The sequence below is a fragment of the Haloprofundus salinisoli genome (assembly GCF_020097815.1).
Lineage (GTDB): Archaea > Halobacteriota > Halobacteria > Halobacteriales > Haloferacaceae > Haloprofundus > Haloprofundus salinisoli.
In genome coordinates this window covers 252,117-273,365 of sequence record NZ_CP083664.1, presented here as the reverse complement: position 1 = coordinate 273,365, position 21,249 = coordinate 252,117, and the positions used below count along the sequence as shown (strand labels likewise).

At 65.1% G+C, this 21,249-nt stretch carries 20 protein-coding genes; 7 read left to right on the top strand and 13 right to left on the bottom strand.

The features are described 5' to 3' along the window. Positions 1–277 precede the first annotated feature (277 nt). Complete coding sequence (rdfA, locus tag LAQ73_RS17015; protein WP_224270888.1) at positions 278–925, bottom strand: rod-determining factor RdfA; 648 nt, start codon at positions 923–925, stop codon at positions 278–280. 195 nt (positions 926–1,120) lie between these two features. Between rdfA and LAQ73_RS17010 the strand changes: the two genes are divergently transcribed. Both LAQ73_RS17010 and LAQ73_RS17005 read left to right on the top strand, forming a co-directional pair. Then, a complete protein-coding gene (locus tag LAQ73_RS17010; protein ID WP_224270887.1) occupies positions 1,121–2,191 on the top strand; it encodes a glucose 1-dehydrogenase in 1,071 nt (356 codons plus the stop codon). Positions 2,192–2,284: 93 nt separating this feature from the next. Continuing rightward, a complete protein-coding gene (locus LAQ73_RS17005; RefSeq protein WP_224270886.1) occupies positions 2,285–3,430 on the top strand; it encodes an MFS transporter in 1,146 nt (381 codons plus the stop codon). 53 nt (positions 3,431–3,483) lie between these two features. On the opposite strand, the gene LAQ73_RS17000 is transcribed toward LAQ73_RS17005, so the two are convergent. The 9 genes from LAQ73_RS17000 to LAQ73_RS16960 form a co-directional block, all read right to left on the bottom strand. Next, positions 3,484–4,314, bottom strand: a complete 831-nt coding sequence (locus LAQ73_RS17000) for a creatininase family protein (RefSeq protein ID WP_224270885.1) — start codon at positions 4,312–4,314, stop codon at positions 3,484–3,486. Next, on the bottom strand, positions 4,311–5,483 hold the full coding sequence (locus tag LAQ73_RS16995) for a mandelate racemase/muconate lactonizing enzyme family protein (protein WP_224270884.1): 1,173 nt from the start codon (positions 5,481–5,483) through the stop codon (positions 4,311–4,313). Before LAQ73_RS16995 ends, LAQ73_RS17000 begins: the two co-directional genes overlap by 4 nt. A 95-nt stretch (positions 5,484–5,578) precedes the next feature. Beyond that, the gene (locus LAQ73_RS16990) at positions 5,579–7,042 is read right to left on the bottom strand and encodes a M81 family metallopeptidase (RefSeq protein WP_224270883.1); all 1,464 of its coding nucleotides are present in this window, start codon (positions 7,040–7,042) and stop codon (positions 5,579–5,581) included. Between the two features lie 86 nt (positions 7,043–7,128). After that, positions 7,129–7,356 (bottom strand): hypothetical protein, encoded by a 228-nt coding sequence (locus LAQ73_RS16985; RefSeq protein ID WP_224270882.1) that lies wholly within the window; start codon positions 7,354–7,356, stop codon positions 7,129–7,131. Beyond that, a complete protein-coding gene (locus LAQ73_RS16980) occupies positions 7,357–8,244 on the bottom strand; it encodes a carbohydrate ABC transporter permease (RefSeq protein ID WP_224270881.1) in 888 nt (295 codons plus the stop codon). After that, entirely contained in the window at positions 8,228–9,166 is a 939-nt protein-coding gene (locus LAQ73_RS16975) for a carbohydrate ABC transporter permease (RefSeq protein WP_224270880.1), read from the bottom strand. The genes LAQ73_RS16980 and LAQ73_RS16975 overlap by 17 nt, the downstream gene beginning before the upstream one ends. Positions 9,167–9,168: 2 nt before the next feature. Next, positions 9,169–10,476, bottom strand: a complete 1,308-nt coding sequence (locus LAQ73_RS16970) for an extracellular solute-binding protein (protein WP_224270879.1) — start codon at positions 10,474–10,476, stop codon at positions 9,169–9,171. 122 nt (positions 10,477–10,598) lie between these two features. Next, positions 10,599–11,735, bottom strand: a complete 1,137-nt coding sequence (locus LAQ73_RS16965; RefSeq protein WP_224270878.1) for an ABC transporter ATP-binding protein — start codon at positions 11,733–11,735, stop codon at positions 10,599–10,601. Between the two features lie 83 nt (positions 11,736–11,818). Next, positions 11,819–12,841, bottom strand: coding sequence for a Gfo/Idh/MocA family protein (locus tag LAQ73_RS16960; RefSeq protein ID WP_224270877.1), 1,023 nt, complete (start codon positions 12,839–12,841; stop codon positions 11,819–11,821). A 156-nt stretch (positions 12,842–12,997) separates the two neighbouring features. Between LAQ73_RS16960 and LAQ73_RS16955 the strand changes: the two genes are divergently transcribed. From LAQ73_RS16955 to LAQ73_RS16935, 5 genes are all read left to right on the top strand, one after another. Further along, positions 12,998–13,801, top strand: a complete 804-nt coding sequence (locus tag LAQ73_RS16955) for a sugar phosphate isomerase/epimerase family protein (protein ID WP_224270876.1) — start codon at positions 12,998–13,000, stop codon at positions 13,799–13,801. A 114-nt stretch (positions 13,802–13,915) separates the two neighbouring features. After that, positions 13,916–14,614, top strand: a complete 699-nt coding sequence (locus tag LAQ73_RS16950; RefSeq protein ID WP_224270875.1) for a PIG-L deacetylase family protein — start codon at positions 13,916–13,918, stop codon at positions 14,612–14,614. A 328-nt stretch (positions 14,615–14,942) separates the two neighbouring features. Next, entirely contained in the window at positions 14,943–16,220 is a 1,278-nt protein-coding gene (locus tag LAQ73_RS16945) for a Cdc6/Cdc18 family protein (RefSeq protein ID WP_224270874.1), read from the top strand. 55 nt (positions 16,221–16,275) lie between these two features. Then, positions 16,276–17,274, top strand: a complete 999-nt coding sequence (locus LAQ73_RS16940) for a Gfo/Idh/MocA family protein (RefSeq protein ID WP_224270873.1) — start codon at positions 16,276–16,278, stop codon at positions 17,272–17,274. Further along, entirely contained in the window at positions 17,271–18,284 is a 1,014-nt protein-coding gene (locus LAQ73_RS16935) for a Gfo/Idh/MocA family protein (protein ID WP_224270872.1), read from the top strand. The genes LAQ73_RS16940 and LAQ73_RS16935 overlap by 4 nt, the downstream gene beginning before the upstream one ends. A gap of 70 nt (positions 18,285–18,354) precedes the next feature. On the opposite strand, the gene LAQ73_RS16930 is transcribed toward LAQ73_RS16935, so the two are convergent. The 3 genes from LAQ73_RS16930 to LAQ73_RS16920 form a co-directional block, all read right to left on the bottom strand. Next, positions 18,355–19,341: a Gfo/Idh/MocA family protein gene (locus LAQ73_RS16930; protein WP_224270871.1), complete on the bottom strand. Its 987-nt coding sequence runs from the start codon at positions 19,339–19,341 to the stop codon at positions 18,355–18,357. Then, positions 19,338–20,360: a Gfo/Idh/MocA family protein gene (locus LAQ73_RS16925; protein WP_224270870.1), complete on the bottom strand. Its 1,023-nt coding sequence runs from the start codon at positions 20,358–20,360 to the stop codon at positions 19,338–19,340. The genes LAQ73_RS16930 and LAQ73_RS16925 overlap by 4 nt, the downstream gene beginning before the upstream one ends. 98 nt (positions 20,361–20,458) lie before the next feature. Continuing rightward, positions 20,459–21,220, bottom strand: a complete 762-nt coding sequence (locus tag LAQ73_RS16920; RefSeq protein WP_224270869.1) for a sugar phosphate isomerase/epimerase family protein — start codon at positions 21,218–21,220, stop codon at positions 20,459–20,461. Positions 21,221–21,249: the final 29 nt, after the last annotated feature.

Below are 21,249 nucleotides of genomic sequence, written 5' to 3'. Positions count from 1 at the left end.
AGTAAATGTGAAAATGGACTATATATGACTAATAGACGCCGAAAGAAGGTGCATTCAAAAACTTCTGTATTATTAGATATTTATGTTATCTTTTCTAATATTATCTAATTATATCGACAACATATTCAAATTATCTAAAAATTATGTCTCATAGTGGAAATCCTCCTCAAAATTAGGGGTCCCAAAACAGGTACTCAGTATGACTAAGGTCGCAAACTCCAGTTGAGTTTGGATAGTTTCCTCAACTGAGTTGGTTCAACCCTCGCGCAGTTCCGGTTCACCCGCGGCGACATCCACAGCCACCGTCTGCGAGCAACTGGTCGACAGTGAGTGTCTCTCCGCAAACGTCACAATGAACACTGATATCTACGAGCACGTCGATGTCGCCGACTTCAAGTTCGCCAGCGGTCACTAGCGATTCGAGGGAGTTCGCTGTCACAGTCTGCGTTCGACTTCTGAGACGACCAATGTTCGTATCGATCTTCTCGGTTCGGTTCGCGGAGGTGGGGTCGTCGCGGGAGACGCCTCGGTACTTTACCAAGTACGTGTGCACCGCTTGGTGAGAGACAAAATCGTTTCTGATGGTGTCAACGTCGATACCGTGCCGTTCGAGGGTCCGTTCGGCTTGTACTCTCGTCCCACTGGTCACAGCGTCGTCAGTCAAGAGCCGGTAGTAGTTCTCGACTTCGCCGTCCAGAAGGCTGACCCCCGCCGACTCGAGCGCCGATTCGAGCAGTCGGTGGTTGAATTCGGTCGCGAGTTCGCGGAGACTCGACCGGCCATCTCCGTCGGCGGTCCAACGGACCTCGAGCATCTCGCCCAAGCCGTCGAGATTGTACGCTTCGATGACCCGCCCGACCTTGCACTGCTGCGGTGATCGACGTGGATTCGACCACTCATCTGTCCCTTCCGTTCTGTTCCCCATGGTTCCTGCGTAGACGCGTTTGTCGGTAAAATGTTCCGCCTCGGGAACACGACACCGATTCTCGACTCGCGCTGCGGCTGTCGGAGTGTTTATGCCGCGGGACAAGCAAACGTGAATCATGCCAACGAGTGACAACGAGTGCGGTCACGGAGAAGCGAGGACTGTACCGACGACTCCGATGGAGAGGACCGCTAGATGAAAGCTATCGTCGTAGAGAAGGGTGAATCACGTCCAACGCTCAGGAACGTCCCCGACCCGACGCCCGAGCCCGGTGAAGTCCTCCTACGGACGTTACGGGTCGGCATCGACGGGACCGACCACGAGGTTATCCGCGGAAACCACGGCGGCTATCCCGATGGCGACGACTACCAGATTCTCGGTCACGAGGCCGTCGCCGTCGTCGAAGACGCCAACGGGACCGAACTGGAGGAGGGCGAACTCGTCGTGCCAACCGTGCGCCGACCGCCCGGAGAGACGAACGACTACTTCGAGCGCGGCGAACCCGACATGGCTCCGGACGGGCTCTACGTCGAACGCGGCATCGTCGGCGCTCACGGCTACATGTCCGAGTTCTTCACGAGTTCGACGGAGTTTCTCGTCCCCGTCCCCGAGGAGCTCGCGGAACACGGCTTCCTCGTCGAACCGATTTCGAACACCGAGAAGGCGCTCGAACACGCGTTCGCCGCCCGTTCGGCGTTCGAGTGGGAGCCGACGAGCGCGCTCGTCCTCGGAAACGGACCGCTCGGACTGCTGACGCTCGCCGCGCTGGAGACCCCATCGTTGCCTTTCGAGCGCACGTACTGTCTGGGTCGACGCGACCGACCGGACCCGACCATCGACATCGTCGAACGACTCGGTTCGACGTACGTCGACTCCCGCGAGACGCCGGTCGATGAGATTCCCGACGCCCACGAGTCGGTCGACTTCGTCTACGAGGCCACAGGATACGCGAAGCACGCCTTCGAGACCGTCGACGCGCTCGCGCCGAACGGCGTCGGCGCGCTCCTCGGTATCCCGAACGACTGGGAGTTCGAAGTCGATGGCGGCCGCCTGCACAGAGAACTCGTGTTGGAGAACAAGGCGCTGTTCGGCAGCGTCAACTCGAACGTCCGGCAGTTCGAGACGGCGAAAGAGCGACTCGTCGAGTTCCCCGACTGGTTCGCCGACGCGCTCGTCACGGGCGTCTACTCGCCGGCAGAGGCGGCAGACGCGTTCGGGAGGGGCGACGACGCCATCAAGACAGTCGTGGAGTTCGACACCCCGTGATCTCGGTGCCATCGTTCCTCAGACTACTCAGTCCGCGTCCGTCCGACGACGTTCGACGGGCGGCGAGCGAGTAACCGGTTCGACCGCATCGAGATGAACGACCGAAGCTACTTCAAGTCGTTTTACTTCCTCTACTTCGCGGCGTGGAGCGGATTCGTCGTGTTTCGCAACGCGTACTTCGAGGATATCGGGTTGACCGGCGTGGAGATGGGGACCGTCGGCTTTCTCCTTCGGACGGCCGGCATCCTCGCGCTGCCCGCGTGGGGGCTGTTGAGCGACCGATTCAGTGCCCAGAAGCGAATTCTCCTCGTGAGCGTCGTCGGCGCGGGTGCACTGGGGCTATCGTATCCGCCGGTCGCGGCGGTGTTTCCGCTCGTCGCGGCCGTCACGGTTGGCTTCGCGGCGTTCCGTGCCCCGATTCGGCCGGTGGCGAACGCCATGTTACTCTCCGCGGGGCTGTCGTACGGCAGCGTCCGCGCGTATGGCAGCATCGCTTTCGGCATCGCCGCGGTGGCCGCCGGCGTCGCCAGCACGCGTCTCGGCTCCGTCGTCGTGTTCTACGCGTTCGGCGCCGGCATGGCGGTGCTCGCGCTCGTCCTCCTCCGGATGCCGGTCGACCGCCGACCGCCGACCGAGAGCGTCGGCCTCCGCGCGGCGTCGCTCGTGAGAGACCGTAACTTCGCCACTCTATTGGTCGCGGCGTTTCTGATGGGGACGCTGTTCCCCGCCGGGAGCGCGTACCTCTCCGTCTACGTCCGCAGTCTCGGCGGGAGCGACGCGCTCACCGGTCTCTCCGTCGCCGCCAAGACGCTCGGCGAGGCGGTCGTCTTCCTCGCCGCGGCGCATTTCACCGCGTCGTACCGCCGGCTCTTGATTGCGGGCGCGGGTTGTCACGTCGTCACGTTCGCAGCGTACGCCTCGGCGCCCGTGCCCTCCCTCGTCGTCGCCCTCCAACTGCTCCTCGGCGTCGGCTACGCGGCGTTTATGCTCGCGGCGGTGAACCTCGCTCACGAACTCGCGCCCGTCTCCATCGGTTCGACCGCGCAGACGTTTCTCACCGGGTTCGGCTTCGCCGCGGGGTCCGGCGTCGGCGAGCTCGCGTCCGGACACCTCATCGACCTCGTCGGGGTCCAGTCGATGTACGCGTACGTGGCCGCCGTCGGACTCGTCGTCATCGCCGCCAGCGGACTCCTCGACGGCTCGCTCGGGGCCGACGGGCTGCTACCGTCCGACGAGTGAGGCGATACTGGTCGAGTTCGGCGGTGCTCGACGCTGGAAACTCGAACGGGGGGTCAGACCGCGTTTCGCTCGTGAACGTCGAGGAGCAGCGCCGCGAGTTCCGCACGGATACCGTCGAAGAACCGTTCGCCCTTGTCGGCGTCGGCCAGCGACGGGTCGCCGATAGCGCCGCTCTCGGAGTACGCCTCGAACGGCCGGTACACCGACAGTGGGCCGCCTTCGAGCAGGTCGTTACCGGCGAGGTCGTACGGCTCCACCCAGTACGTCGCGGGCGCGTCCTCGCGGACGAGTTCGGGACGGAGATACTGCATCAGCGATGTCTCGAACTCGCCCCCGTGGGCCATCCCGCCGGTGTCGCTCTCGCGAATCTCGTCGGCGAAGGGTGCGGCGAGGTCGAAGTACGTGAGACCGAGCGACTCGGCGTCGGGGTGGGCGCGGCCGACGACGGTGACCGCGGCGTCGACGAGCGCTCGGTTGCCACCGTGGCCGTTGAGCAGCAACAGTGCGTCGAATCCGTTGTCCAACGCGGCGTCGGCGACGGTACCGAGCAGGTCGAGCAGCGTGTCGAACTCGCCGGTGAGCGTCCCGCCGAACGCGCGGTGGTGCGGCGAGTACCCGGTCCAGAACGTCGGCGCGACCAGCACCGGCACGTCGTCGACCACCGCCGCCGCTCCCGCGGCGGCGACCGCTGAGGCGAGAATCGAATCCGTCGCGACCGGGAGGTGGTCGCCATGTTGTTCGACGCTCCCGACCGGGAGGACGAGCACCGACCCGTCTCTCTCCCCGACAGCGCGTATCTCGGGGGCGGTGCGCGCCGCGAACGCGACCTCCGCAGTCCCGTCAAGGTCGGCGTCGCCGTCGAACGGCCCCGGTCCGAACGTCATGCGACGCGGTACTCCTCGACGAGGCTCTCGTCGACGTCGACGCCCAACCCCGGCGACTGCGACACGGTCAGCGCGCCGTCGGCTATCTCGAACGGCTCACGAATCACGTCGGCTTCCCAGCCGTAGTACACCGAGTCTGGCGGGAGCGTCAGTCCCGGCAGGCCGTACACCGCGTGGAGAATCGCGGCCGTTCGGATGCCGAGATCGAACGCGCAGTGGTGCGTCGCCGGAATCCCGGCGTCCTCGACGATAGCGACCTGTTGTCTGAGCCCGGAGAGCCCGCCGGCGGGCGTCAGATCGAGGACGGCGACGTCCATCGCCCCGGCTTCGACGAGACGTCGGAGATTGTGCGGCGCGTAGGTGTCCTCGTTCGGCGCGATAGGCTGTCGCGTGCGTGCCTGCAGCGACGCGAGCCGTCGGTGGCTGTCGACGCGAATCGGTTGTTCGAGGTACTGGAGGTAGACGCCGGCGTCGGCGAGCGTCGCCCCGACGCGGACGGCCTCGTCGACGGTCCAGCCCTGGTTCGGGTCGAGGCGAAACAGGAGGTCGCCGTCGACGGCGTCGTGCATCGCTCGCACGCGCTCGACGTCGTCGCGCCAGTCGCGGCCGGCTTTCGTCTTCAGCACCGAGTAACCGGCGTCCCGGACCTCGACGGCGCGCTCGGCGGACTCTTCAGGCGGGAGGATGCCGAGACAGTAGGCTACGTCGACCGTGCCGCCGTCGCGCCCGGACGCGTACTCGTCTTGGTGTTCGCGGTGTCGCGTCTCGGTCTGCCCGGGTGCGGTCCACCCGCCGAGCAGTTCGTACACCGGTCTGTCGAGTACCTTCCCGACGATGTCCCAGCAGGCGACTTCGACGGGCGCGAAGAACAGGTCGGCGTTGGCGTACTCGAGGAACACTTGCCGGCGGAACGTCTCGACCTCGAACGGCGAGCGCCCGACGACGAACGGTTCGATGCCGTCTTCGAGCACCGAGACGGTCGCCTCCGGCGTCAGGAACACGCGCATCTCGCCCCACCCGGAGACGCCCTCGTCGGTGTCGACGCGGACGAGCACGCGGGTCATGCTGTCGAGGGAGTTGTGGTTCGTCACGTACGGCGCGACGCCGCCGTCCTCGAAGGGAACGAGCGGAACGTCTACGGCGTACGCTTGCAGTCCGACTATCTCCATACTGCGGTATCGACTACCCCCCGGATAAAGTCACCGAGGTGGATGACGCCACCGTGGACGACTCTCGAACACCGAGTCGACCGACGTTCGCGGCGTCACGCCGACCACGACGCGTCCTCGTCGAGCGGATAGATGGGGCGCGGCACGCGCTCGTACGGCAGCTCGGCGAGCCGCTGGTTCGTCTCGCCGGCTGTCAGCGCGAACAGTCGCCTCGCGGCGACCGCTTTCCAGGCGGGGCTCAGGTAGCCGCTCTTCAGTGCGACCAACTGGCGTGCGTCCGGGTCGACGCCGAGTCGCCGCAGGAACGCCGGGTCGCGGTGGGCGTTCGTCCGGTGCTCGGCGACGACGACGTCCGCGCCGTCGAGCGACACGAGCGCGGTTCCGACGCCGGCGTCGCCGTCGAACTCGCCGTCGGAATCGAGGCGCTCGATTCGAGCCTCGGGAACCTCCAACGGCTCCCCGTCCGGATACCGGCGGCCGAGTTCGAGCGAGACGGTCGCTCCTTCGCCCGCGGCGCGACACGTCTCGTAGCTCTCGTCGTCCGCAACGACGGCGACGACCGGCGTCCCGAGGTCGTCTCGGTCGAGTATCTCGGCGAGGAGGTTCGTCGTATTCTCGCCCGCGCCCGCGCCGGGGATGTCGCCCGTGTCCGCCACGACGACGGGGCAAGTGTCAGTCGCGGCGGCCTCGTCCAGCGCCGCCGTCGGCGAGTGGGCTTCGGTCGTGAAGTCGAACTCATCGCGTCGCTGCCAGAACGCCCGCGCGAGGTCGGTCGCCGTCTCGTCGACGACGGCCGCTGCCGAGTCGTCGCCGGTCACCAGCGCGTGACAGCCCGCGTGGGGGTTGTCGGCCCACGGAAAACCCAGAAAGTAGTTGGCGTCGTAGACACCTTCGGCCCGGTCCGCCTCGCGGAGTCGGTCGACGAGCGTGCGCATCGGTTCGGCCTCCGACTCCGACTGCTCGCCGGCCAGGAGCATCGGGAGTCGCCGCCAACCGAGCGCGAGCGCCTTCTCTCCGCGGAGGGCGTCGAGCAGCAGATTCACCGCCCGGACACCCGTCTCCGCCACGTCGGTGTGCGGGGCGGTTCGGTAGCCCGCGACGCCGTCGAGTGAGTCGACCATCCGCTCGGTTATCGTTGCGTGCATGTCGAGCGCCGCGGTTATCGGTACGTCGGGGCCGACGCACTCGCGGACCGCCGCAAGAAGCGCTCCCTCGGGGTCGGGTTCCCCCTCGACGAACATCGAACCGTGGAGGTCGAGACAGACCCCATCGACGGGTTCGCCGTCGAGTCGGTCGAGTAGCTCCCGTTTCATCCACTCGAACGCCTCCCGCTCGACGGTCGGGGCTGGGAGCGCGCTCGCGCCGATCGTCGGCAGTATCTCGATGTCATCGGCTTCGCTTTCGGCTTCGAGCGTCTCGACGATGCCGCCGAGCGAGCGCCCGACCGTATCGGTCTCCAGTAGCTCGTCGCCGGTGGCGGTCGAGAACGTCTCGATGCCGGTCGTCCCCTCCGCGAACGTGTTGGTCTCGTGGCTCACCGCGCCAACTGCGATTCGCATGGACGTTACTGCACGGCGAGCCGTTATGAGTGATTCCCTCGTGACGTTCCGCGGAAGGCTAGAGGAGAGTGCGGTGCGCCGACCGCTCAGTGCGGCCACGGCCGCATCGGCCAGAAGTACGCGAGCAGCGCCATCCCCAGAAGAAGGATGCCGCCGATCTTCATCACCGGTCCGGCGTCCATCTCGTCGCGGACGAACGCCAGATACAGCACGCCGATAGCGGCGACCAGGAAGACGAGCGCGCCGCCGACCACCGGCTCGTTCTGTCCGGAGTAGCCGAGGCGTAACACGAGAGAGGGAACGTCGGGCAGCATCTACCCTTTCCCTCCCGTGAGCGCGATGCCCTCCATGAACGTCCGCTGGGCGAGAAGATACGCCGCGAGGACGGGCAGCGCGGCGAGGATGACCGCCGCCAGCAGCTGTCCCCACTGCGAACCGTACCGCCCGGTGAGCAGGCCGATGCCGACCTGGAGGGGGTACATCGCCGAGTCGTTGAGGATGACCAGCGGCCAGAGGAACGCCCCCCAGACGAAGATAAACGTGAACACGCCGAGCGACGACAGCGCCGGCTTCGCCAGCGGCAGCATGATACGCGTGTAGATCTGGAACGTGCTACAGCCGTCCATCCTCGCGGCCTCGATGAGCGAATCGGGCACGCCGAGGAAGAACTGGCGCATCATGAACGTCCCGAACGGGTTGGCGATGTACAGCACCATGATAGCCCAGTACGTGTTCGACCAGTTGATGGCGTTCATCTCCAGATATAGCGGTACGAGCACCACCTGTGGTGGGATGACGAGCGTCCCGATGACGAGCGTGTACACCAGCGACTTGCCTCTGAAGTCGCCCTTTGCGAGCGCGTAGCCCGCCAGCGTGTCCAACAGCAGCGTGAAGAACACGACGCCGACCGCGAGGATGAGGCTGTTGAGTATCCAGCGGTCGAGCGGGTTCTGCATCCAGACGTTGACGTAGTTGACGAACGTCGGGTCCGAGGGGATTATCTGCTTGATTGTGGTGAATATTTCATTCTCGGGCTTGAGAGATGTGAAGAACGCCCAGATGAACGGAATCGTCATGATGGCGCTCGCGGTGAGCAGGATGACGTGGGCGACGACTTTCGCAAACGTGTCGTACCACGATCCCTCGTACTCGACGCTCGGGCGGTCGTCGTCGAACTGGAGCTCGTCAGTACTCAACGTCATCACCCCACGTCCGCTGCTGGACGATACTCAGCCCGAAGACGATGAGGAACAGCACGACGGCGATCGCGCTGGCGTACCCCATCTCGAACTGCTGGAAGCCGGCTTGCCAGAAGTAGTAGACGATAGTGTACGTCGACCGCACCGGCCCGCCCTGCGTCATCACGTACACCTGCGTGTAGACGCGGAACGAGAAGATGAGCGTCACGATAAACACGAAGAAGGTCGTCGGCTTCAGAAGCGGCAGCGTGATGTAGCGGAACCGCTCCCAGCGGTTCGCACCGTCGACGATGGCCGCCTCGTAGTAGTCGTCCGGGATTCCTTTCAACCCGGCCAGGAAGATGACCATGTTGAATCCGATGTGCTTCCAGACGCTCATCAGAGCGATGGACGCCAGGGCCGTGCTCGAACTCTGGAGCCACGATAGCTGTGGCAGTCCGATACCACCCAGTATGGCGTTCAACAGCCCGTACTCGGGGTTGTAGAGCCACGTCCAGATGAGCGAGACGACGACCCAGGAGGTCACGACGGGAAGGAAGATGGCCCCTGAGTAGAACTTCGTCCCGCGGAGATTCATGTTCAACAGCAGCGCCAGCCCCAACGCGATGGGCACGTCGAAGACGAGCAGCGCGAAGCTGTACCCCGCGGTGTTGATGATGGCGTTCCAGAAGATGGGGTCGTTGAACAGCCGCACGTAGTTGTCGAGGCCGACGAACGGATGCTCCTGCGCCAACGGCGCCCACTCGTGGAGGCTGATGTAGAACGCGCCGATGAACGGAATCAGGAGTATCGCCGCGAAGAGAATGGCCTTCGGTAAGACGAGGGCGTACCACGAGAGGTCGGTGTCGGAGTCGCTGACGTCGAAGTCGGAGACGTATCCGCCGAAGCGACGACGAATGCGCTGTAGCCCTTGTGACTGCGCCATAGTTAGAGCAGCGCGTTGATGTCCTGGGCGGCTTTGTCGAGCGCCTGTTGCGGATCAGCTCCCTGCCACATCGACTGCGCCTGCGTGTGGACGGTGTCCCACATCTTCGACACCTCCGGGTGGCTCGGGAACGGGACCGTGTTCTCCATCTCCTGGGCGACCGGTTCCAGTTTCGGGTTGTCTTGGATGAATTGGTTGAACTCGTCGGTCTCGTAGGCGTCCTTTCGCCCGGGGAATCCGCCCATCGATTTCGTCACACTCCGTTGGACTTCCATCGAGTTGATGTAGTTCAGCCACTCAAGTCCGATCTCCTGACTCGCGCCGCCGCGACTCGGGATGGAGTAGAAGACGCCCGCGCTCCACGTGTGACTCGTGTCTATCTGCGGGCCGCTCGGGTACGGGATGAACTGCCAGTCGAGACCGCTGTCGCGCAGGCGCGGGTACATCCACGACCCGGCGAAACACATCGCCGCCTCCCCGGCGAGGAGATCCTCGATGGCGTCCGTGCCGCCGGGGTTGCGCGCGAGGACCGTCCCGTCGTCGACGATTTTCGGTTGCAGATAGTTTGCCGCCTCGAGGGCGGCGTCGTTGTTGATTATCGCCTCGGTGCCGTCTTCGTTGAGGTAGCCGCTTCCGTTCGAGAGCGCGAAACAGTCGAACCCCTCGCCCGCCGACATCGAGAATCCGGCCGTCCCCGACCCGCCGAGCGCGTCGATCCACGACGCGAACTCTTCCCAACTGGGGCGGTGCGTTGGGTCGGGGACCTCCAGCCCCGCCTCCTCGAACATCGCCGTGTTGATGGCGACGAGGCGGCAGTCCGCGTACCACGGCACCGCCCACAGCGTCCCGTCGTAGCTGGCGTTGCTGCGCGCCGCCGAGACGTAGTCGTCGGGGTTGAATCCGTTCTCTTCGAGGTTCAGCGCAACGCCCTGGTCCGCGAAGCGCGGCACCCAGAGCACCGACAGCGCCAAGCTGTCCGGCGCGTTCCCCGCCGGAATGGCGGTCGTGGCCTTCGCCAGATAGTTCTCGAAGGGATAGTACTCCCAGCTGGCGTCAGAGATTTTGTCGCTTTGCTCCGCGATTTGGGCGGCCTGTTCCTTGCGAATCGGCGCGAGCCCTGGGTCGTTCCACGCCCAGAACGTCGCCGAGCTCTCGCCACCGCCGTCTCCGCCGTTGCCGCCGGAGCCGTTACCGCCGCCGGAGCCGTTATCGCCACCAGTACCGCCGCTCGAACAACCGGCTAGACTCGCCGCACCGACCGAACCGGTCAGTGCGAGAATCTGACGCCGGGTGAGATTTCTGTTGCTCATACTAGCCTCAGAGGAACAAACAGACGTTATACAATAAGTCTTTGGTGTGTTGTACCATATCACTTCGGAGCCTTGCCAGTGTTCGAGACGGCTCGAACACCGTTCGCGAGAGAACGTCGGACTCAGGCGCGAGCGTTGACGTCGACGTTCGTCGCGGTGGAGACGTTCCGTGACTTGATCGTCTCGCCGGTGTCGGCGTCGAACAGGTGCATCTTCTCCTCGGGGATGACTATGTCGAGTGTCGTCCCCGGTTCGACCACCCGCTCGCCGTCGAGCGTCACCGTGTACCGCTCGTCCCCGATGTCGACGTAGACGTACGTCATCTCGCCCATCGGTTCCGTGACCGAAACCGGGACCGGAATCGAGCTCGGATCGCTCTCGTCTGCGAGTTCGATGCTTTCGGGGCGGATACCGAGCGTCATCGGTCCGTTGCGCCCAGTAAGCTCGTCGCGGGTCGCCTGCGAGAGTTCGTACCGGAACGCATCGTGGACGAGCGCGCCGTCGACGTACTCCACGTCGAAGAAGTTCATCGACGGCGAGCCGATGAAGCCCGCGACGAACCGGTTTGCGGGTTCGTAGTAACACTCCAGCGGGGTGCCGAGCTGCTGGAGCTCACCCCCGTCGAGAATGGCGATGCGGTCGCCCATCGTCATTGCCTCCGTCTGGTCGTGCGTGACGTAGATGGTGGTGATTCCGAGGTTCTGCTGGAGGTTCTGTAGCTCTGTCCGCATCGTCGTCCGGAGTTTCGCGTCCAGATTCGACAGCGGCTCGTCCATCAAGAACACCTCGGGTTCGCGGACGATAGCGCGGCCGAGCGCGACGCGCTGCTGCTGCCCGCCGGAGAGTTCGCCCGGCTTCTTGTCGAGTAGTTCTTCGATGCCCATCATCTCCGCTGTCTCCTGGACTCGACGCTCGATCTCGTCTTTCGACATGTCCGTCGACATCTTCAGTCCGAATCCGATGTTCTTCCGGGCGGACATGTGCGGGTAGAGCGCGTAGTTCTGAAACACCATCGCGATGTCGCGCTCGGTCGGCGGTCGGTGCGTGATGTCGTCGCCGTTCAGGAGTATCTTCCCCTCCGTCGTCGTCTCCAGTCCGGCGATGCAGCGGAGTGTCGTCGATTTGCCACAGCCGGACGGGCCGACGAAGATGAGGAACTCGCCGTCTTCGACGTCGATGTTCAGGTCGTCGACCGCGACGATCGACCCGTCTCCGTCCGCGAACACTTTCCGGAGGTTGCGGATGTCTAGCTTACCCATGGGAACTCACTACATGGCGAATTGCAACAGACCATAATAAATTTGCATGGTGATTTCATCGGCTGCAGGGACGGCCGACCCGACTAGCTGAGCGGGACTCTTTCGCCCGTTTCTGCGGCCTCGCGCGCCGCGAGCGTCAGTTCGAGCGTCTCCACGGCGTCGTCGAACGTCGAACGAACGTCGACGCGCTCCGACGTATCCGTCCGAACCCCGTCGCGTCCGGCCGCCGCACGCAGGAACGCCTCGAACTCGCGGCGGTACCAGTCGCCGTCGGCCTCGTAACGGACGGGTTCGCCATCGACGGTGCCCGAGAGCGTATAGCCGAAGTAGTCGAGTTCGAGATACGCGTCCTCGGCGGCGATACGGACCTCGAAGCGGGAGTCGGGCGAACCGCACGTCGAGGAGACGTGCGAGACGGCCCCCGACTCGTGGTCGAGCGTCACCGACGTTGCGTCCTGAAAATCGACGGCGTCGACGAGCAATCCGTCCGTTCCGCTCCCCGTCGCGGACGTCACCTCTCCCGCGAGGTACCGGTGTAGGTCGTAGACGTGCGTCGACTGTTCGACGATCTGACCGCCCGACCGGGCTCGTTCGTACCACCACCCCGTATCGGGGGCGGGGACCCAGTAGGTGCTGTCGATGTGGCCGATGCGGCGTCCGTTGAGCAACTCCAGCGCGCGCTCCGTTATCCCCGCGTACCGGCAGACGTAGCCGACCTGTGCGAGAATTCCGGAATCGGCGACGCGCCGGGCCGTCTCCCGCGCCGCGTCGACCGTCAAATCGACCGGTTTCTCGACGAACAGGTCGATACTGTACTCCGCCGCCGTCCGCTCGTACTCGCCGTGGGCGAACGGCGGGACGGCGACGACGAGCGCGTCGAGCGACTCCGACTCGATGAGTTCGACCCCGTCAGTGTACGCCTCGGCGTCGCGGGGGACCGCCGCCTCCCGCGCTCGCGTCTCGTCCACGTCGGCGACCGCGGTCAGTTCCACGTCGAGCGAGCCGCCGTTACGGTCCGTCAGTCCCGTTTCCAACGCATCGTCGAGCGTTTCTAAGTGAACCGAAGCGATGCCTCCCGCGCCGACGAATCCGACTGAGAGTGTCACGAACCCACATGACCCATACAACGTGTTAAAGCTATCCGCCCGAACGGTTCGGGTTACCGGCGGTGGGTCGTCTATGACCCGTGGCAAGCACCGGCGGAGTCCGACGACGGACCGCCACGCGAATCTATAAATCACCGCGGACGGGAACTGCTGTGCATGAGGTTCGCACTCAACCAGATGGGGTTTCCCGAGCAACGCCTCGAAGCGAACGTCGACCTGGTCGCGGCGGCGGGCTACGACGGCATCGAACCGAATCTGACCGCCGACGGGCCACTGTGGGACGACGAAACGGTCGACGAACTCGTCGACCGAATCGACGCCTCCGGACTCGAGGTCCCCGCCGTCTCGACGACGCTGCACTGGGAGCGGCAGCTGTCGAGCGCGGACGAGGAGACGCGAGCGGCCGGAATCGAGGCGGGTGAGCGGATGATTACGCTCGCGGACGCGTTCGACGCCGGCGCGGTCCTCGTCGTCCCAGCTATCGTCGACGAGGAGACGCGGTACGACGACGCCTACGATCGGGCGCTGGAGTCGGTGCGTCAGCTCGCGTCGGTCGGTGCCGAGCACGACGTGACCGTCTGCGTCGAGAACGTTTGGAACGACTTCCTGCTCTCGCCGCTGGAGTTCGCCGAGTTCGTCGACGAGGCGTCGTCGGCCGGTCCGGTCGGCGCGTACTTCGACGTCGGAAACGTCAGGCGGTTCGGCCGTCCCGAGCAGTGGATTCGAATTCTCGGCGACCGAATCGAGCGCGTCCACGTGAAAGACTACCAAACCGATATCGACACCATCGACGGCTTCACCTATCCGCTGGAAGGCGACGTCGACTGGGGTGCCGTCGGCGACGCGCTCGCGGACGTCGGCTACGACGATTGGGTGACCGCCGAGGTCCCGCCGTACCGGACCGCGCCCGAGCGGATGCCGCCGCGGGTGCGCGGCGACCTCGAACACCTCTTTTCGTAGTCGAGCGCCCACCTCGGTGCGGGAAACGGCCAGTGGCGCGCACGACGACTGACGACACCTTCGGCGGCGATCCCGGCGCAACGCTTAATATCGGCTTGCCTGACTGACGTGTGTATGCATCTCACAGCAGTAGTCGCACATCCCGACGACGCCGACATCTTCTGCGGCGGCACGCTCGCAAAGCACGCCGACCGCGGCGACGACGTCACCATCGTCTACATGACCCGCGGCGAGTACGGCGGTTTCGACACTACCGAAGCTGAAGTCGCGGCGACGCGCGAGCGCGAGGCCGAGGAGGCCGCGAAGACCCTCGGTGCGGAGGCGGTGTTCCTCGACTTCGAGGATGGACGCGTGACCTACTCGATGGAGAACCGGCTCCAGCTCGTCGACGTGCTGCGCGAGCACCGCCCGGACATCGTACTCACCCACTACCGCGACGACATGCACCCAGACCACCGAGCAACGTCGAGGCTGGTGACCGACGCGTACTACATGTGTTCGCTCCCGCTTCTGGAGACCGAGTACGAGCCGTGGGGACCGCGGAACGTCTACTACTTCGGGAAGCCGACGTCCTCGTTCGAGCCCGAGACGTACGTCGACATCGGCGACTATCAGTCGACGAAAGAAGACGCCATCCTCGAACACGAGTCGCAAGTCGAGTGGCTCGAGGAGCACGGTGGCATAGACGCCGAATTCGACGGACTCGTCGAAGGGGTCCGCGCCGAAGCGCGAGTGCTCGGCCGAACCAGGGGTGCGGAGTTCGCCGAGGGATTCGTCGCCCTCCACAAGAGCGCAGACGAGTACCTCGACTGAGCCGGTCCATCCCTTTCTGCGGTGTTCAGCCGATCGAGAGTCGGCGAGCCGCCGCTCTCGTGGACGCCTGCAGCTGTAATTCACCGAGAATCGAGTAAAATTCATGAGAGTGATTGTCTTACTAGCCGTGACAGCTCTATGTCCGTAATGGTTTTCAGGTGAAACGTGGGGGGTGGGGGTCATCATTCGGCAAGGCGAAGGCTACAGCGTGCAACTCAGTCGCTTTGATTCGTGTCGGCTCGTTTCTCCGTTTTCCGGGTTCCGCCGAACGCTTCGGGCTGCCAACTTCCCGATGCGTTTATGAACGACGTACTGGTACTGTTACCGCATGACATGGGACGACGAATCGGTCGAGAACGCGGGAGCCCTCGGAGATGCCTTCGGCGCTCGAGACAGAATCTTCTCGGAGAAGGGGCGACTGGACGTCGGCTACGTCCCGAGGCCCGACAACATCGTCGCCCGTAACGATGAGATTCGACGCCTCGCAACCGCGCTCAACCCCGCCGTCATGGGCGGGACGCCGAGTAACGTGTTCCTTTACGGGAAGACCGGCACCGGCAAGTCGCTCTGTGCGCGGTACGCGACGGCCCGAATCGTCGAAGCGGCGGCGGAGAACGGTGTCGCGGTCGGCCGCGTCGTCGTCGACTGCTCGCAGGATGACACCGAGACCCGGGCGGTCAGGGCGATCGTGCGGGCGCTGAACGATCCCGACACGACCAGCTTCACCGTTCCGGAGACCGGACTCGGGCGCTCGCGCTACTACCGTCTCCTCTGGCAAGTACTCGACGCTCGCTTCGACGTGGCACTCGTGGTCCTTGACGAGATAGACCGATTAGCGAACGACGACCTGCTCATGCAGCTATCGCGCGCGGCGGAGACGGGGAAACTCGACACCTGTTCGGTGGGCGTCGTCGGTATCAGTAACAAGATAAAGTACCGAGACCGACTGCGGGAGCGGGTCAAAAGCAGCCTGCAGGAGCGCGAAATCGTCTTCACACCGTACGACCGCCGGGCGCTTCGGGAGATAATCCGAAGTCGAGCCGACGCCTTCGAGAGCGAGACGCTCTCGGACGACGTGATTTCGGAGTGCGCCTCGCTCGCCGCCGAGGAACACGGCGACGCGCGGAGAGCGATCAACCTGTTGCGGCACGCCGGTGAACTTGCCGCGTTCGACGATGCCGACGCTATTACCGTCGACCACGTTCGACGCGCCGACAGCGTGGCCGAACGAGACCGCGTCGAGGCGTTGCTGGCGGGTGCGACCACCCAACAGAAGGCGACGCTGTTGGCCGTCGTCTCGCTGGCACTCGTTGAGAAGACGCGGACGTTCGAGACCACTGACGTGTACGCCGCCTACGAGGACATCTGCGCCGAGGTCAGTCTCGATGCGCTCTCTAAACGCCGCGTCCACGACCTGCTGCGCGAGTGGGAGTTTCTCGAGGTGCTCGAAATCACCCGGACCGGGGGCGGACGCGGCCGCGGGAGCTTCCTCCGTCACAGACTGCTCGAGGACCCCTCGGTCATTCGGTCGGTGTTCGACGAGAGCGACCGATTCGCCGGGACGGGCTTTACCTCCGAGACGAACACCACCTGGTCGAACATTTAGGTGTGAGTTGCCGACACAGAAGTTTTAATAATCATAGTTCCGCACTTTCGAGGTGATGCAACGAATCGGGTTAGTGGGGAGTGGCTTCATGGCCACGACTCATGCTAACAGCTACCAAGAGATAGCTGGCGCGGAGGTCGCCGCAGTCGCGTCGCTTGGCGAGAACCGAGCGGAGTTTGCGGCGGAGCACGCGCCGGATGCCGACGTGTACGCCCACGCCGAGGAGATGATGGACGACGCCGACATAACCGTCGTCGATATCTGTACACCGACGCCGACGCACAGGCCACTCGTCGAGGCCGCCGCCGCTCGCGGCCTCGATACGTTCTGTGAGAAACCGCTCGCCCGGACCGTCGAGGACGCCGACGCCGTCGTCGACGCGGTTGAGGAGTCCGGAATCACCTTCATGACAGGACACGTCCTGCGGTACTTCCCCGAGTACGCCGAGGCGAAGCGACGCATCGACGCGGGCGAGATCGGGACGCCGGGAACGTTACACACCGAACGGCTCTCGTCGCCGCCGCGGTATGGGAGCAACTCCTGGTTCGGCGACAAGGCTCAAAGCGGCGGCGTCCTGCTCGACATGGCGATTCACGACTTCGACTACCTGCGCTGGGTCGCTGGCGAGGTCGAGCGAGTGTTCGCCCGGACCGCCGAGTGGGACGACGGCCATCTCAACCAGCACTCGTCGGTCGTTCTGCGCTTCGAGGATGGGGCGGTCGGTCACGTCGAAGCCTCGTGGGGGTACCCCGAGGGCTCGCCGTTCATCACCAGCTACGAGCTCGCCGGCGACGAGGGGATGTTGGAGTTCGATGCCCGCGACGAGAACGCCGTACGGGTCTCCGGCGGTGCGGAGGGGGCGAACGCGCCCGAGAGCCCGCTGGCGAAGAGCCCGTACACGGCCGAGCTCGAACACTTCCTCGACTGCGTAGAGAACGGCAAGGACCCAGACATCTCACCGAACGACGCTCGGGAGGCGGTCAGAGTCGCGCTCGCGGCCATCGAATCCAGCGAGCGCGGTGAACCAGTGTCGCCCGCGGAGGTGCGAGCGTGACGGTTCGAATCGGTCTCTGTTCGGTCGCACACCTGCACGCAGACTCCTATGCTGCCTGTCTGAACGACCTTCCGAACACCGAGTTCGTCGGCGTCACCGAGTCGGAGGAGCGAGTCGCCGAGGGTCGTGCGAAGGCCGACGAGTACGGCGTCGACTACTTCGACCCCGACGCGCTGCTCGACGGCGTCGACGGCGTCGTCGTCTGCTCGACGAACGCCGACCACCTCGCGTGGGTCCGGCGCGCCGCCAACGCCGGCGTTGACGTGCTCTGCGAGAAACCTCTCGCGCCGAGCGTCGACGATGCACAGCAGATGGTCGACATCTGCCGTCACGCGGACGTACACCTCGGCGTCGCAATGCCGCTTCGTTTCAACCAACCGGTTCGGAACGCAAAGACGGCCGTCGAGAACGGTGCACTCGGCGAAATTCGATTCCTCAGCGGAACCAACCGAGGGCAGATGCCCGGCAGTTGGTTCGTCGACGAGGACGAGTCCGGCGGCGGGGCCGTGATGGACCACTCGGTGCACATCGTCGACATCGTCCGGTGGATAACGGGCGAAGACGTCCGCGAGGTGTACGCCGAGACGGACACCCGGTTCAACGACGTGCCCGTAGAGGACCTCAACCTGCTATCGATGACCCTCACCGACGGAACGGAGTTCGTCCTCGACGGATCGTGGAGCAAGCCCGACCAGTGGGACTTCTGGGGCGACGCGACGCTCCGACTCGTCGGCACAGAGGGCGTCGTCTCTATCGACTGCTTCGACCAGAAATTAAAGCAGACGCGCGACACCGGCGACCCCGGTATTCAGTCGGTGTTTTGGGGGTCGAATCCCGACGAGGGACTAATCACAGACTTCGTCGAAGCCGTCGCCGACGACCGTCCGCCGATGAAGACGGGTGCCGACGCCGTCGGCGATGTGGCCGTCGTTGAGGCCGCGTACGAATCCGCTAATCGGACCGAACCCGTCGACGTGGAGGCGAGCGAACTCACGTCGACGACGAACTGAGTGCACCGAAATCGAACGCAGAAGCGGCGACGAGTCAGAGTAACCGACCGCACGCGACGACCGACGCAGGTCAGTAGGTCACGTCGACCGGTTCGCCCCGTTCGACGGACTTGTAGGCGGCAGCGATGACGGCGGCGGTCCGGACGGCGTCGTCGAACGACGCCGCAACCGTCGATTCGCCCCGTATCGCTGCGACGAACTCCCGAAGCAACGCGTTGTTCGGGTCTGCACCCCAGTAGATTGACTCGTTGTGGGTACCGTGGCCGATGTCTCTGACGTGGCTGTATCGATAGCCGAAGCAGTCCGCCGACAGCGTCTCCTTCGACCCGACGAGTTCCACTTCGGCGTCACCCCAGAAGGGACTCTTCTGCGGCGTGCTCCACGACCCGTCGAGGAGGAACGACGCGCCGTTCGAGAGCGTCATCGATAGCAGGTTCACGTCTTCGACCGGAATATCGTAGAATCGTGTGTCCGTCTCGGCGTACACCTCTGTCACCTCTTCGCCGGTGATCCATCGGACGATATCCACAATGTGGTCCGTGTGGTCGGCGACGGCCCCGCCGCCGGCGAGTTCCGGGTCGACGAACCAACCGCCGGGCATCCTCCCGCGGTTGACCCCGGACACCGCGAGGAGGTCGCCGACCGCTCCCGCCTCGTAGTGCTCCTTGAACCGCTGCATCGGCCGACTGAACCGTATCGGCATCGCCATCTTCGTCACCACGTCGCGCTCCGCGCAGCGATCCCGGATCGACTTCGCCGCCGGCAGCGACGTCTCGAGCGGCTTCTCACAGAGGACGGCGACGTCGTGTCGGAGCGCGAGGTCGATCAACTCGTCGTGGTCGGCGGTCGGCGAACAGACGACGACGCCGTCAACCGCCCGCATCAGCTCGGAGTGCGACATCGCGGCCGTTCCGACCGCGTCGGCACGTCGGCGCGTTCGCTCGGCGTTCCGCCCCGAGATGCCGACGAGGTTGGCCGACGGGAGCTTCGAGAGCAACGCCGCGTACACCTCGGCGTTGACGTGAGCGGTCGAACAGATGCCGACATCGACGGTCACGGCGACTCCTCCGTGAGCGTGATCGGTCGGTTCTCGACGGCGGAGCGGCGTGCGGCGACGACGACGCGCGAGGGCGACGCCGGCGCGACGTTCGTCGGCGGCGCTTCGGTTCCTCCGAGGCGGTCGAGGAACGCCCGGAGTGCCCGTCCCCGACAGTCGTCCTCCGGGGGGTCGACCGCAAGCGGCGTCGTTCCCGCTCGGAACGCGGTCGACGCGTCGTCCTCGTCGAAGTCGAGTCGGCCGTGCTTGCCGCTGTACTCGACGCCGATGCGTGGAGTGGGCGTCTCCGTCCGATGCCACCGTATCTCGACGGTTGCTCGGCCGCCCTCCCGAAACGCGAACACCGCGTGAGCGTGGTCGCATCGCTCGCTCTCTCGCGCCCGGACGAACACGCGTTCGACGGGCCCGAACGTCCACTCCAACACGTCGACGTCGTGCGCGAGAACCGAACAGAGCGCCTCCGTGTGCCCCTCGACGGCGCGGACTTCGGCGTACGAGACGTTCCATCCGGGACCGTCGAACGGCGCGGTTCGCTCGATTCTCGCGACGCCGATCGGGCCGATACCGCCTGACTCGACGGCCGAGTGGAGGCGGTCGTACATCCGCGAGAAGCGGTGCGGGGAGCGCGCGACCAGCCACCCCTCGCTCCCGCTCGCACACGAGACGAGTCGGTCGAACTGCTCGGCGTCGAGGGCAATCGGCGGGTCACAGCGAACTGGCACGCCCGCTCCGAGTGCGGTTTCGAGCGCGTCGGCGTGGGATACCCCCGGCCCGCAGATATCGACGCCGTCGACGTCCGCACCGAGCGCCTCTAAAAGCGACTCGTATCTCGGCGCGTCGAGAGCGTCGGCCTCGCCTCGCGCTGCGGAGTCGTCGGTGCCGACGCTCCGCTTGCGGTCGACGGTCGATCCGAAGTCGACACCGACGACGCCGCAGACAGTCGCGTCGTCGAAGCGGCGGTACCGTTCGGCGTGCGCCCGCACCGCCGCCTCGGTTCCAACCGCGACGATGCGTTTCATGGGCGTAGGTCGCACAGCGCGTATGTTAAGTATTGTGACCCGACCAGACCCCGGCGTCAGCGGCTTCGGCTACGCCGGTTCGACCCGAGGAGAGCCCGTCAGGCTCCGTCGATGAGTTCCCGGACTCGGTCGGCGCTCGATTCGAGCGTCGCCTCGGGATCGGCGGTCAGTCCGTTCTCGTGGATGACCCAGTCGGCGTCCGCGGTGACGGCGGCGCCGACGCAGGCTTCGAGGTCGACGACGCCCTCGTCGAGGTCGACGTGGAGCGCATCGTCGTCGCCGGGCACGGTGTCGGTGAGGTGGACGAGTGAGAGTCGGTCGGCGTAGCGGTCGAGGTACGTCACCGGGTCGACGCCGCCGTGACGCGCGAGTCCGACGTCGAACTCGAGGCCGAGGCTGTCGTCCGAGCGGGTGGCGAACGCGTCGTATGAGGTGTCGAAGGACGCGTCGTCGTCCAGCGCCGCGAACTCGTAGGTGTGGTTGTGGTAGTGCGCCTCGAAGCCGTCGTCGACGAGGCGGTCGGCCAGCGCCGATAGGTCGTCGGCCGTCTCCGCGGCCGACGCGGCGGAGTCGAACCCCTCCTCGCCGTACGAGGGGACGACGAGTCGGTCGCAGCCGAGCGTCTGGTACGCCTCGACTGTCGCCTCGTAGTCCGTCTCGAGTGCGTCGAGCCCGACGTGCGCACCGACTGCCGCAAGACCGGTTTCGGCGAGCACGTCAGCGAGTGCAGACGGTGATTCGTCGCCGAGGCCGGCGAACTCGACGCCTTCGTACGCCGTCTCCCCGACGCGGCGGAGCGTCTCGGTCAGCGGTTCGTCTAACTCGCGAAGCGTGTACAGTTGGAACGCCGGTCGGACCATCTCTTTGAGAGTTGTGAGCCACCCACATA